This window comes from Zunongwangia endophytica (genome assembly GCF_030409505.1).
Classification (GTDB): domain Bacteria; phylum Bacteroidota; class Bacteroidia; order Flavobacteriales; family Flavobacteriaceae; genus Zunongwangia; species Zunongwangia endophytica.
Map to the genome: position 1 here is coordinate 3,978,712 of NZ_JAUFPZ010000002.1, position 14,015 is coordinate 3,992,726.

Here is a 14,015-nt window from a genome sequence, read left to right on the forward strand (position 1 = left end):
TTTTAGAATTTTATATTCTTTAAAATATAAATCCAAAAAACAATTGCATAATTTTAAATATCTTCTCGCTCTGAGCGATAGTCGAAATTTAATGCTAGCCACAGAAAGTTCTCATAGAAACCTCATGGACTCGCAAAAAAGTACTTTACTTAACTACCCAAATCGGAATTCGGGCATTAGAAGTCGAAAGTTCATTAGTAACACTACCTAGCATTAAAGATGAAATATTGTTACTTCCTTTATCAGCAACCATCAGCAAATCTGCACCACGAGCTTGTGAATGTTCCACAAGTTTTTCTGCAACACTAGATTCTTTGCTCTCTAGCGCATGTTGATGGATATCATAGGATTTATGCAAGCGCTTGATAAATTTTTCTAAGCGCTCCTCACTATGCTTTTTAATCTTAGACTTTAATGTCTCGTCTGATACGTAAGGTGAAAACTGCGCTGGTATGTGATACACATGTGCAGCAGTAATTTTGGCGTTGGTATTATCCCGAATGTAATCTACATTATTGTAAATTTTCATACAGCTTCTAGAAAAATCGGTACCTATCCAAATATCTTCAATTTTATTTTGAGTGGTCTCCGGAATAATTAATAATGGGCATTTAACCATTCGAAGTAATTTATCGGTCAGCGCGCCCGCCCCTTCATAATCGATTTTATTACCAACTAGAATCATATCGATATAATATTTATTTACGATATGATTAAAAATTGATTCAGTATAAGGATCTTCTGCGATAAGCGTATCCCATTCTACATCTGCATCAAAGCTTTTGGTAATAGTTTCAGTAAGTTCATCACCTATGATCTGCTCAAGATCTAAATCTTGTAATTGTTCCTGAAATAATTCAGAAATTGCATATTTCTTTACGTTATGCGTAAAGTACACCTTTTTTATGTTCAGCTTCTTGGCTAAAAAGGAAGCATATTTAATAAGGTGATCATCCATTGGTGATAAATCAAGCCCTACCAGTATATTATTTATATTAGTCATTTTGATCGGCTTTTTTCAGGTTTCTTTTTTGTACTATATTTTTAACGACTTCTTCGTAATTTTCTTTTTGCTTTTGCTCTTTCTTTTTATTCAGTTTTTTCATGTCTTCGCTAAGTCCTTTATATAAGGAGTAGCACATTACGAGCAGAATAAAAGCAAAGGGGAGACCTGTTACAATCGAGGCGGTCTGCAATGCTTGTAATCCACCTCCAATAAGTAAAACTGCTGCAATCGTACCTTCGGCGAATGCCCAGAAAATTCGTTGACTAATTGGAGAATCAATTTTTCCTCCTGAAGTTAGACTGTCTACTACCAAAGAACCAGAATCGGAAGAGGTTACAAAGAATCCAGCAATCAAGATCACTCCAACTACGTTAAGCACGGTGGCTAATGGAAACTGTTCTAAGAAAACGAAAAGCGCCGTAGCAACATCTTCGTTAACAGCATCTACGATAGCAGTCTCACCCAATAATGTCTGTTGGATTGAAGCACTACCAAAAGCGGAAATCCAGAAAAAAGTAATGATAGAAGGAACGATAAGTACACCTAATGTAAATTCTCTAATGGTTCTACCTTTAGAAACACGTGCAATAAAAGTTCCCACAAAAGGAGACCATGCAATCCACCAACCCCAGTAAAATACGGTCCAGTCGTTCTGCCATTTAGTGCCGGTAAAACTCTCTGTCCAGGTAGAAATCATTAAGAAATCAGAAAAATAGTTTCCTGTGTTTTGTACAAAAGATTGAAATATAAAAATAGTTGGTCCTAAAATTAAAACTAATATTAATAGAACAACTGCTATACGCATATTCCATTCACTTAAAATTCGTACACCTTTATCTACACCTAAAACTACAGATAGGGTTGCTACGGCGGTAATCCCTGCAATTAATATTACCTGAGTTGTGATATCATTGGTTATTCCAAAAACGTGTTCTATACCCGCTGCAATCTGTTGCACTCCAAAACCTAAAGAGGTTGCCAGTCCAAAAAGAGTTGCTAAAACAGCGAAAATGTCGATAACATTACCAATCCATCCATGAATTTTATCACCGATAAAGGGATAAAATACCGATCTAATTGTTAGTGGTAACCCACGAGAATAGGTGAAATAAGCCAAGGCTAAACCAACTAAAGCATAAATAGCCCAAGCATGAAATCCCCAGTGAAGAAAGGTAAAGCTCATTGCTTCACGCGCGGCTTCAACAGAACCGCCTTCTGCCATTGGTGGAGTATTAAAGTGGTTTATAGGTTCTGCAATACTCCAAAAGAGTAATCCAATTCCCATACCTGCACTAAAAAGCATCGCAAACCACGAACCTGTTTTAAATTCAGGTTTAGCATTTTGGCCACCAATTCTTAGGTTTCCAAACCGGCTAAATGCAAGATAGAGCATAAAGCCAAGGAAAATGTTTACTACAAGTATAAAAAACCACCCTCCGTTGTTGGCTACGTAATTTTGAACATTTTCGAATATTTTTTCTGCTTTTTCCTCATAAATAAGCGTTAAGACGATACTTATGATAATAATGATGGTCGAAGTAAAGAAAACAGGTCCGTTAACTTCGAGTCCGAACAAGGACTTTCCTTCATCACTTCTTTTTACTTTTTCTGCCATATTAAATTGTTAGTTGTTTAAAAATAATATCCTATGTTTATATTAAAGCGGGCTTCCCATTTTGCATCAGAATTTCCTACAGAGAAATCATCTACAAAGTTTCCGCCCAGCCAGGAATGATTGTACCCTGCGGCATAATCGATGTATGTATAGATTTGACCAGCCGTTACCAAAACTCCGGTCACGTTCATAAAAGAATCTTCAAAAGTATCCTCAGATTTGTCCATAAAACCAAAATCATTATAGAATTCCAAATTTGATATTGGTCCTATTTCAACAGGAATTTTTCTACTTACTGCTAGCGTATACATATTGAAATCTGCTGCGACCTCGTATGGAGCACCGTAGGCAGCAAATTTTAAAACGTTGCTATTCACGGTATCTGGTGTAGCGGGGTTATGTTCGATAATCATCCCTTGTGCCTTTACATTCCACTTTTCACCCAAGTATTCATAATGAAGCGCGAAACCATGATGGTCTCCTGTTTCTTCAGTATCAATATTATAAATACCACCATATTGTACCGATGTCCCTATCTGGTGATTTTTATTTTTGCCAAACTTATAAATAAATTTTCCGTTGAACTGGTTAATTTCCTTATTTCTGCCAGCAATATCGTAGGAGTATCTAGAAGGAGATACTTCAGTATTACTTCCAAATCTTAGTTCTTCGGCATTTTTGAAGAAAGCAAACTGATACTGGAAATCTTCTGAATCGTGCATATACTTAATACCCATATCATGATCGTCTTCTAATCCCACGTAGTATGAAATATTAAAAAACCAATTATGAGAATTATATTGCTGAAGTCCAAATGGTACCTGTGTTAATCCAACCTGGATTTGGTCCTGATCATTAAAATTATAACCAACCCAACCTTGTTTTAGAAATCCACCTCCAAATGATTCAGAATACAATCGATATTCTACATTTAGAAAGATGTCTTTGTAAGATCCTTTTGCGTTGATACGAAATATATCGTAACCAAAATCGCCTCCCCGTTTCTTTTGTCCCTCTTTCCAACTAGAAAGATTGTAATTAAAACGCAATGCGCCACCAATATCCAACTTCGGTTTTTCGGCTTCGTTGTCATCTTGTGCCATCACCGGGAAAAGCAAAAAAGAAATGCAGCGCTCAGGAATAATTTGTAAGTTTTAGAAAGTAAATTTTTTTTCATTCACTATGGTTTTAAATGGATTTTTGCGAAACAATAAAAAACTGCCTCAATAAACTAAAAATTAATAAACTCTTAAATCATCTTTATGAGGAATTTATAGAATTATTTGCAAATAAACATTATAAACCGAGTTTTTAGAAGTAATAACCCACATTAATGTTAAAACGAGCTTCCCATTTAACACCCGGATCACCGGTAGAAAATTCATTATCAAAATCACCACCCAGCCAAGAATGATTATATCCGGCGGCATAATCGATATAGGTACTAATAGGTCCAGAATTTATAAGTACTCCAAAGACATTCATATAGGATTCTGCAAAGCCATCAATACTTTTGTGCATATATCCAAAGTCATTATAAATCTCAATTTTTTCTACAAAATCCCTATCGACATTAATTAGGCGTGAAACACCAAAGTTATAAATTTCAAAATCTGTAGCAACTTCGTAAGGCGTACCGTAAGCGCCCATTTGAATAATATCTCTGGAATTGCCCGGGGCGTTTTCAGGATTAAATTCGGCTTTAGTTGCCTGTGCTTTTATAAACCAGTCTTCGGTTCTAAATTCATAATGAACTGCAAGGGCATAGCGATCTCCGGTTTCCTGAGTCTCTATATTGTAAATGCCGCCATATTGCGCAGAAAGTCCAATCTTATGCATTCCATCTAAATTCGGTTTGTAAACTAATTTTCCGTTGATTTGGTTTACTTCCTTATTTTTTCCGACGATATCATAAGAATATCGACTAGACGATGCAGCAGAGTTATTTCCAAATGTCAACTCTTCACCATTCTTGAAAAAAGCGGCATAATACTCAAACATATCACCTTTATAGGAATATCGAACTCCCATATCATAGTCGTCTTCGAGACCAACATAGTAAGGAAGATTTAAAAACCAGTTGTGAGAATTATAACGCTCGATCCCAAAAGGAACCTGTAATAAACCAATTTGAATTTCTTGCTCTTCATTTAAGTGATAACCTAGCCAGCCTTGTTTTAAGAAGTTTCCACCAAATGCTTCAGAGTAAAATCGATATTCTGCATTTATATAGAGATCTTTATATTCTCCTTGTACGGCAAGTCTAAATAGATCAAATCCAAAATCGCCTCCTCGTTCTTTCATCTCGGGTTTCCAGGAAGATAGGTTGTAATTGAAACGGAGGGCACCGCCAATGTCTAATTTTGGCTTAGGTTTTTCATCGCTTTTTTCTTGGGCATTGCTTTCCTGAAGTGGTAAAAAGCATAAAATAAGTAAAGCAATGCAATAGTTAGTTAGAGGTAGTTTTTGTTTCATTTATTCGGTTTTTTTTAAGTTACATTGAATTAAATTAATTCAGCATTAAATGTTTGATTTTAATATTTAATTAAACTTTCAGCAATAAAAAAGGCCCTCTAAAAAGAAGGCCTTGATATAAGTTTTGGTAAGAATTTATCCCAATTTCTTTATGATTGAGTAAGTTCAATCATGATTGCAATTTCTTCGGCAAGTTTATCTGGATTTCCATTATATCCTACAGATTTAAATTTGATACGACCATCTGGTCCTAAAACAAATTTCGTAGGAATTCCAGATACGCCATACGCATCGACAACTTTAAAATCATTGCTATCTTCAACTTTTTCGTCCATCAAAACATGAAAGTCGTAATCGTTAGATTCGATAAATTCGGTTACCGCTTTCGTACGAGCATCAGGAGCTTGTCTTTCCCAGGTATCTATAAATAGAAATTCTACGTTTGGATTATCTTTTGTGGCGACTACCGCTTTTTGCATTCCCGGGAACGAGCTTTTACAAGGCCCACACCAAGTTGCCCAAAAATCTAGAATAACAGTTTTACCTTTTAGATCGCTTAAAGCAACCTCATTACCGTCAAGGTCTTTAAGGTTAAATTTGCTAGCATCTTCGTCGATCATGGTTTTTTCAAGATCACTTTTAGCTTTAGCATGCCCTTTTTCTTCCAGCATCGCCAGTTCTTCTTCAAATCCAGAAGTGTCTCCAGTTGCGGTATAGGCTTCTTTATAGTAATCTTTTAATTTTTCAGAACCTTTATTTTCAGCAATAAATGCGGAGGCTTTTTCTTTAGCTACATCATATTGTTTGTCTTCTACTAAATATTGAATGTATTTTTCAGTAATCTCAGCATCGGCCATTTTCGATTTTGTGGCCATTTCTTGATATTTAATCGCTTCTTTTAACTGGTCCTGCTTATACATGATGGTTGCATAAGTGTCCTGATACATCGCTTTGCTATAATCTAAATTTGCTGCGTGTTGAGAAGCAGATTGTGTATTGGGCTTATCTTTAGCATCAATATTATCTAAAAGATCGAGTGATTTTTTTGATAATTTCTGTGCCTTATCTAATTCTTCATCTTCTTCGGCTAGTTTCCACGCAATACTGTTATAAACTGAAGCCGATCTCATTTTTGCTCCGATTTTTGAAGCATACTCCTGTGCTTTATCAATATCACCTTCAGTAGCTAATTCGTTGGCAAGCATAGACAGCATGTAATCTCTAAACATATTGTCTTTGCCGATTTTATCCTGATAATCTTCAAAAACTTTTTGTTTTTCCGAAGCTCCTTTTGCCTGGTACATTTTTGAATAAAAAGCCTGGCTAGCAATATTTCCTTTTGGAAATTTTTCAGGAATTAAATTTTGAAGTGAATCGGCAGCTTTTTTATTACCAACAATAGAATTCATTCTATACAAATTGGTATAATCGTCTTCTGTTAAAGAATCATTTTCTTTAGAAGCCATCATTTGTTTGTCTACAAATGCTGTTGCTTTTTCTTTATCAGATTTTATTAGGCTAACGTAATTACTGCTCCATTTTTTCTCTAATTTGGGATCTTTTTTAAAATCTGCTTCAAATTTAGAAGTAATTGAATCTTCTGGCATGTCAATATTCCCGTAGCGATCACCCTGGCTATACAAATTTGCAATTTGAGCATTGCTGCCGGTAAGCGCATTTCCTTCTTCATCGTAAAGAGGAAGAACATATCCCGCTTTCTTATTACTATCTTCTACACCATATTGTTTAAACTGAAAAGAAATTGCAGTGACAGAATCTGGTATTTTTATGCTTGAAGAATACATCTTAGCAGAATCTTTAAGCTCTAAATCTTGTGGGTAAATGCCATTGCCGGTCATAAAGTTAACAGTGCCTTTTACTTTTTCGTCTTCGGCCTGTGGGATACTATCTTTAGCGGTGTAGCTAATTTTTATGTCGTCTCCCGGTTGCGGGAATTCTTTAGAAATATGCAGCGCACCAATATCTTTTCCTTGATCTTCGGGCTCATTATTCTCGCAAGAAGTTAGAGCTGCACATAAAGCCAAAGCTGGTAATGCTAATTTTTTCATTCTGTTGGTTATTTATAAGTGGTTTAAGATTGAAAATAGTTAAAATGAATAACTATTTTATGCATAAGCGTTTATTTAACATTTAGACTGAATTTTCAATAAAATTAATTATGCTAGATGAATAACAATTAAAAATAGACTCGATTTTTGATAAAAAGATAAAGGCTCTAAATTTCTTAGAGCCTTTATCTAATATACTTCAATGAAAATTTAAACGTTTTTAAATACCGAATACTAAAATGTATTAATGGTTTGGCGAATAGCGACTAGATTCGATAACAACTTTTCCAAATATTTTAAATCAAGCATATTTGCGCCGTCACTTTTTGCATTTGCAGGATCAAAATGTGTTTCGATAAATAGACCATCTACGTTATTTACAACTCCGGCTCTGGCAATAGTTTCTATCATATCTGGTCGACCACCAGTAACACCACTGGTCTGGTTAGGTTGTTGCAAACTATGGGTTACATCCAAAACCGTTGGTGCAAATTCTCGCATGGTAGGAATTCCTCTAAAATCAACGATCATGTCTTTATAGCCAAACATGGTACCGCGATCGGTAACCATTACCTGCTCGTTATTACAATCGGTAACTTTGGTCACGGCATGTTGCATAGCTTCAGGGCTCATAAACTGTCCTTTTTTAAGGTTAACAGTTTTGCCGGTTTCAGCAGCAGCGACTACAAGATCGGTTTGTCTTACTAAAAATGCCGGAATTTGTAGAATGTCAACATATTCCGCAGCTAATTTAGCATCGTTTATTTCGTGAATATCGGTAATTGTGGGAACTTTAAAGGTCTCTGAAACTTTTCTAAGAATTTTCAGTGCTTTTTCGTCACCAATCCCCGTAAAACTATCGATTCTAGATCGATTTGCCTTTTTAAAACTTCCTTTAAAAACGTAAGGAATCTTCAGTTTATCGGTAATTTCAACAACTTTTTCAGCAATTCTCAACGCCATGTCTTCACCTTCAATAGCGCAAGGACCGGCTAGAAGAAAAAAGTTATCAGCATCAGCATTATGGATTTGTGGTATATTTTCTAATTTCATTTTCGACTAATTAAGTGAGCAAAGATAAGATTTTAAAATCCACGATTTATAATTTACCGTATATATGGCCAAATTCGAATCTTCTTATGAAAAAGGGCATAAAAAGCTTTTTGACCGGTAAAGGTCTATTATTAAGCGGAATTGTATTAGTGAGTATTGGGAGCTTTTTAGCTTACAATCAGAATGATGAAATTAATTTTTTTGCTTATTTATTTCTATTTATCGGATTTATTTATCTGGTAATTTTTAGCTATTTTAAATTGAAAGCTCTAGATTAACTCTAAGTATTTGTATTACAATTTGTTACTTTTATATTATTATTTTTCAATAATATATATTTAGGCTTTATATAGCGAAAAATAGCTGTATATTTGCGCCCTTTAAAAACAGGCTTTTATGGCAGATATTAAAAATATTGCAATTATTGCACACGTTGACCACGGTAAGACTACCCTGGTTGATAAGATCATGTATCATTGTCGTTTATTTAGAGAAAACGAAAATACTGGTGACCTTATTTTGGATAATAACGATCTTGAGAGAGAACGTGGTATTACCATTACTTCAAAAAACGTATCTGTAGTATATAAAGATACAAAGATTAACATTATTGATACTCCTGGTCACGCCGATTTTGGTGGAGAGGTAGAGCGTGTGTTAAATATGGCAGATGGTGTTTTACTTTTAGTAGATGCTTTTGAAGGGCCTATGCCACAAACTCGTTTCGTATTACAAAAAGCAATCGACCTTGGTTTAAAACCATGTGTTGTTGTAAATAAAGTAGATAAAGAAAACTGTACTCCAGACGAAGTTCACGAAAAAGTATTCGATCTTATGTTCGAACTTGGAGCAGAGGAGTGGCAGTTAGACTTCCCAACAGTATACGGTTCTGCAAAGAACAACTGGATGAGCGAAGACTGGAAAAACCAAACTGAAAATATCGAGCCATTATTAGATATGGTTATCGAACATATTCCTTCTCCAAAAGTAGATACTACTGGTACACCACAAATGCTTATTACATCTTTAGACTTTTCTTCTTTTACAGGAAGAATTGCTATTGGACGTTTGCAACGTGGAATCCTTAAAGAAGGAATGCAGGTTTCTTTGGTAAAACGTGATGGAAGCATCAAGAAAACAAAAATTAAAGAACTTCATACTTTCGAAGGTTTAGGCCGTAGAAAAATTGATGAAGTTGTGGCAGGAGATATTTGTGCGGTTGTAGGATTAGAAGGTTTTGATATTGGTGATACTATTGCTGATATAGAAAATCCTGAAGGTCTTAAAACCATCGCAATCGATGAGCCTACAATGAGTATGTTGTTCACAATTAACGATTCTCCTTTCTTTGGAAAAGATGGAAAGTTTGTGACTTCAAGACACATTAAAGACAGGCTTACTAAAGAATTAGAAAAGAACCTTGCGCTTAGAGTACACGATACCGATAGTGCCGATAAGTTTATGGTTTACGGTCGTGGTGTACTTCACTTATCTGTACTAATCGAAACGATGCGTCGTGAAGGTTACGAATTACAGATTGGGCAGCCACAGGTAATCATCAAAGAAATTGATGGTGTTAAATGTGAGCCGGTTGAAGAATTAACGATCGACCTTCCAGAAAATGTTTCTGGTAGAGCGGTAGAGTTTGTAACTTTACGTAAAGGTGAAATGTTAAGTATGGAAGCCAAAGGTGACCGTATGGTATGTGAATTTTTAATTCCATCTCGTGGGATCATTGGTTTACGTAACCAATTGTTAACCGCTACGGCAGGTGAAGCAATAATGGCACACCGTTTTAAAGAATATCAGCCATTAAAAGGTGGTATCCCAGAGCGTTTAAATGGATCGTTAGTTTCTATGGAAAAAGGATCTGCAATTCCTTATTCTATTGATAAACTTCAGGATCGTGGTAAATTCTTTGTAGATCCAGGTGAAGATATTTATGAAGGTCAGGTAATTGGAGAAAATTCACGTCAGGATGATATGGCGGTGAATATCACTAAAACTAAGAAACTTTCTAACGTACGTTCTTCTGGTGCAGATGATAAAGCGAAGATCGTACCTGCGATTAAGTTTTCTTTGGAAGAAGCTTTAGAATATATTCAGAAAGATGAGTATGTTGAAGTTACACCAAATCACTTAAGACTTAGAAAGATTTATCTAACTGAGAATGACAGAAAAAGAAATAAAATTATCTAATCGATAGTTTTATACTGAAATAGAAAAAACCTCACAGTTCTTAACTCGTGAGGTTTTTTTGTTTTTAGCGCTCATATCTTTCACATAAAAAGTTCGTCGCATGACTATATCTGCAAATTCTCTTCTCTCTTCTCTCAATTCTCACTTCTAATCTCTAGAAAAAAAGACCCAAATTTTAACTAATATGAAGTCTACAAAATCAGTGTTTATGTTGAATAGAAATACCGATTTACCTATTTTTGCAGCGTGAAATATTTGTTTCCCATATTCGCTTTTTTGATCTTGGTAAAGCCTGTTTTTCCGGTGGTGGACTACGTGCTTAATTACGATTATATCGCTAAAGAGTTATGCGAGAACAAAGAGCGTCCAGAACTGGCCTGTAACGGGAAGTGTTATTTGATGCAGGCGCTTGCAGAAGCTTCAGAAGAGGAGTCTGAACAGAAAAAAGAATCTTCAATTAAAAAAGTTGACATTCCTCTTTTCTATACAGAGAAAGTCGTACTAATAAATAACAATCAGGAAACTGAAGCTGTGGCGCATAACTTTAGATTTCAGCCTCAGTTTTACCATTTCCAGAATTCACAGGAGTTTTTCCATCCTCCAATTGTTTAAGTTTAAATGCTGAATTTCTAAAATTCGGTGCCATTTTTATTCAATATTAAACTTAAATATTCTCAATGAAACTTATTTACAAAGCAGCATTACTACTTAGTTTTGCAACACTTGCCTATTCTTGTGCAGAAGATACTTCAGCAAAGAAAAAAGAATACGATAATCTATTCCATGAGGTTTTGGATATTCACGACGAAGTAATGCCTAAGATGGCTGATATTCCTGAATTGTCGAAACAACTTCAAACCATTGCAGACACTAGTGCTTCCGCAGAAAAATATATGCAAGCTGAAAAAAAGCTTCAAGAAGCAGACAAAGTGATGATGAAATGGATGCATAGCTTTAGTGATGAATTTGTGAAGGATAAAGCTGAAGTTCAGAAAATGAACAATGAGCAACTTCAAGAACGAATTGATGCGTTAGAAGAAGAGCTAGACGACGTTAAAGCGATGCAGGAAAAAGTAGATTCCAGTATCGAAAACGCAGAGAATCTTATTCAATAATCCTATTTCTATCGATTCTACATGCGATATTTAGGCCTTTTTGTGGTCTTATTTATCCTGTTGAAACCAGTATTGCCGGTTGTGGACTATATTTTCAATTATGATTATATAGCCACCGAATTATGTATTAACCGTGATCGCCCCGATTTGGCTTGTAACGGTAAATGCTATTTAATGCAATCCCTGGCAGAACAGGCAAATAAAGAGCACGACAAAAAGCAAGCAAACTTAGAAAGCAGGTATAAGCTTCCTGTGCTTTATTTTGAGGATCATCAGTCAATTTTCGATAATCTGACTGATGTTTTAATAAATAAAGCGAAAGTGACGATGCCGTATTTTGCTTCTTATAGTTTCTTGTTTTCCAAAGACGAGACTAAGCCTCCAATTGCTTAAAATTCATTTATAAAATTGGCAATATTGATTCTTAAATTGAGAGTCGAGAGCCACTGGTATGTCCAAATTTTAATAAACAATCGCTGCTATACCTATAAAATCGATAGCAGTATAAATTGAAAAAAATGAATTTTAATTATATAAAAATAAGTCTTCTTTTTTTAGTTGTTTCTCTTGCTGCATGCTCATCAGACGATGATGCTGTGGATACCGCAACGGGTGAAAATGAAGTTAGAATCGGGTTTGATAATGGCGTTAATGGAGATGATCTTTTATTAGGTGCGTCTACTTACATAAACTCTAATGATGAAGTTTTAACTATAAATCGTTTTAATTACATCGTAAGTAATTTTGTTTTAATCGATGCTGAAGGAAATGAATATACTTATCCTAAAGATGAAAGTTATTTTGTGGTAAGCGAAGAAAATGATCTTACTGAAGTAAGTTTAAAAAACATTCCTGCGGCAGAATATGTGGCTATTAAATTTGGTGTAGGAGTAGATCAGGCTAAATACCAGCAAGGTGCTGAAGGACAAGGTGATTTTTTAGAGATTGCAGAGAACAACGAGATGATGTGGTCGTGGCAAGCGGGTTATAAATTTTTAAATTTTGAAGGAACCTTTACCTCAGAAACTGTTGCTGAAGCTACAAACTTTAAAATCCATATGGGAAGCCACGGTAGTAGTTTAGATAACTATCGTGAAGTAACTTTAGATTTACCATCGAGAGCCTTGGTTAGCGATAAGTTGAGTCCGGTGATTCACATGGCTGTAGATGCGAATAGAATTTTAGACGGTCAAAACAAGATTAAACTTTCAGAGAAAGCGGTAGTGATGATCGATGAAGTTAAAAGTCCGCAAATTTCAGAAAATGCAACTGGGATGTTTCGGGTAGATCATGTTCATAATGGTGAAAATGTTCAACATTAATTACAGGTATTTCGCTTGTTAATTACATGAGGAGATTGAATTCATTCAACAAAATCATATCGGTTTTTCAGAATGGCTTAAACTCCTTTAAGAATATATAGCTATGATCAAAAATCTAAAAATACTAGTACTTTTTTTATTTCTTTTAGGGAATTGCTCGTGTAGTAGTGACGATAGCGAAGATTACATTGCGATCAACAAGTCGTTGGAGGTAAATATACCTTCAAATTTTCCTGAAATTCAATATGATCTAAGTGCTAACCCACCAACAGAGAAAGGTTTCGAATTGGGTAAAAAGTTGTTTTATGATGGGAAACTGTCCACAAATGGGTTTATTTCTTGTGGTTTTTGCCACGAACAGCGATTTGCTTTTACGCACCACGGCCATCAATTTAGCCACGGTATTGATGATCTGGAGGGAACAAGAAATGCTCCTGCAGTTCAGAATATGGCATTTCAGAAAGAATTTGCCTGGGACGGGGCAACGTCACATTTAGATTTATTTCCCATCATACCGATTACTAACGAGGTAGAAATGGGAGAAACAGTCTCTAATGTGATCGCTAAACTAAAGTCTGATGGCGAATATCCTCGATTATTTGCTGAGGCTTTTGAAGACGGCGAGGTAAATAACGAATATTTCTTTAAAGCCTTATCACAATTTATGGTGATGATGATCTCTTCGAACTCTAAATATGATAAATATGTTAGAGAAGAAGAAGGAGGTACATTTTCTGAAACCGAGAAATTAGGTCTTGATATTTTTACACAGAAATGTGCCACCTGTCACAAGACCGATCTTTTTACTGATGATGCTTTTAGAAACAATGGATTACCACCATATCCTGGAATCAATGATATTGGAAGAGCTGAAGTTACCGGAAGTGCTGCCGATAATTATAAATTTAAAGTACCTAGCTTACGGAATGTAGCGATTACCGAGCCATATATGCATGACGGCAGGTTTGGGAGTCTGGAATCTGTACTTAATTTTTACGATCACGGTGTGCAGGATTCGGAAACTTTAGATCCTATTTTAAAACAAAACAGTCGATTAGGAATCGATTTGAATAGTGAGGAAAAGGCAGCATTAATTGCTTTTCTAAACACACTAACCGACGACGAATATTTAAATGATAAACGATTTGCAGAATATTAAGG

General features: G+C 35.3%; 13 protein-coding genes. 7 read left to right on the top strand and 6 right to left on the bottom strand.

Features of this window, described 5'->3' with window-relative positions; all coding sequences use genetic code 11:
- Window positions 1-145: 145 nt before the first annotated feature.
- The 6 genes from QWY91_RS17460 to kdsA form a co-directional block, all read right to left on the bottom strand.
- Window positions 146-1,003 (bottom strand): universal stress protein, encoded by an 858-nt coding sequence (locus QWY91_RS17460; RefSeq protein ID WP_290236782.1) that lies wholly within the window; start codon window positions 1,001-1,003, stop codon window positions 146-148.
- Window positions 996-2,621 carry a BCCT family transporter gene (locus QWY91_RS17465; protein WP_290236783.1) on the bottom strand — a complete coding sequence of 542 codons (1,626 nt, stop codon included), beginning with the start codon at window positions 2,619-2,621 and terminating at the stop codon, window positions 996-998. Before QWY91_RS17465 ends, QWY91_RS17460 begins: the two co-directional genes overlap by 8 nt.
- Window positions 2,622-2,638: 17 nt before the next feature.
- Window positions 2,639-3,724 carry a putative porin gene (locus QWY91_RS17470; protein ID WP_290236784.1) on the bottom strand — a complete coding sequence of 362 codons (1,086 nt, stop codon included), beginning with the start codon at window positions 3,722-3,724 and terminating at the stop codon, window positions 2,639-2,641.
- 208 nt (window positions 3,725-3,932) lie between these two features.
- Window positions 3,933-5,096: a porin gene (locus QWY91_RS17475; protein ID WP_290236785.1), complete on the bottom strand. Its 1,164-nt coding sequence runs from the start codon at window positions 5,094-5,096 to the stop codon at window positions 3,933-3,935.
- A 149-nt stretch (window positions 5,097-5,245) separates the two neighbouring features.
- Window positions 5,246-7,165, bottom strand: coding sequence for a TlpA disulfide reductase family protein (locus tag QWY91_RS17480; protein ID WP_290236786.1), 1,920 nt, complete (start codon window positions 7,163-7,165; stop codon window positions 5,246-5,248).
- Between the two features lie 234 nt (window positions 7,166-7,399).
- Window positions 7,400-8,218 carry a 3-deoxy-8-phosphooctulonate synthase gene (kdsA, locus tag QWY91_RS17485; RefSeq protein WP_290236787.1) on the bottom strand — a complete coding sequence of 273 codons (819 nt, stop codon included), beginning with the start codon at window positions 8,216-8,218 and terminating at the stop codon, window positions 7,400-7,402.
- An 86-nt stretch (window positions 8,219-8,304) separates the two neighbouring features.
- On the opposite strand from kdsA, the gene QWY91_RS17490 reads away from it, so the two are divergent.
- The 7 genes from QWY91_RS17490 (at window position 8,305) to QWY91_RS17520 (ending at window position 14,013) form a co-directional block, all read left to right on the top strand.
- Window positions 8,305-8,496 (top strand): hypothetical protein, encoded by a 192-nt coding sequence (locus tag QWY91_RS17490; protein WP_290236789.1) that lies wholly within the window; start codon window positions 8,305-8,307, stop codon window positions 8,494-8,496.
- Between the two features lie 118 nt (window positions 8,497-8,614).
- Complete coding sequence (gene typA, locus QWY91_RS17495) at window positions 8,615-10,417, top strand: translational GTPase TypA (protein ID WP_290236790.1); 1,803 nt, start codon at window positions 8,615-8,617, stop codon at window positions 10,415-10,417.
- 276 nt (window positions 10,418-10,693) lie between these two features.
- Entirely contained in the window at window positions 10,694-11,029 is a 336-nt protein-coding gene (locus tag QWY91_RS17500) for a hypothetical protein (protein ID WP_290236791.1), read from the top strand.
- 65 nt (window positions 11,030-11,094) lie between these two features.
- Window positions 11,095-11,532, top strand: coding sequence for a hypothetical protein (locus QWY91_RS17505; protein ID WP_290236792.1), 438 nt, complete (start codon window positions 11,095-11,097; stop codon window positions 11,530-11,532).
- 21 nt (window positions 11,533-11,553) lie between these two features.
- Complete coding sequence (locus QWY91_RS17510; protein ID WP_290236794.1) at window positions 11,554-11,925, top strand: hypothetical protein; 372 nt, start codon at window positions 11,554-11,556, stop codon at window positions 11,923-11,925.
- A 125-nt stretch (window positions 11,926-12,050) separates the two neighbouring features.
- A complete protein-coding gene (locus QWY91_RS17515; protein WP_290236795.1) occupies window positions 12,051-12,854 on the top strand; it encodes an MbnP family protein in 804 nt (267 codons plus the stop codon).
- A 103-nt stretch (window positions 12,855-12,957) separates the two neighbouring features.
- Window positions 12,958-14,013, top strand: coding sequence for a cytochrome-c peroxidase (locus tag QWY91_RS17520; protein WP_290236796.1), 1,056 nt, complete (start codon window positions 12,958-12,960; stop codon window positions 14,011-14,013).
- The last annotated feature ends 2 nt before the right edge of the window (window positions 14,014-14,015 follow it).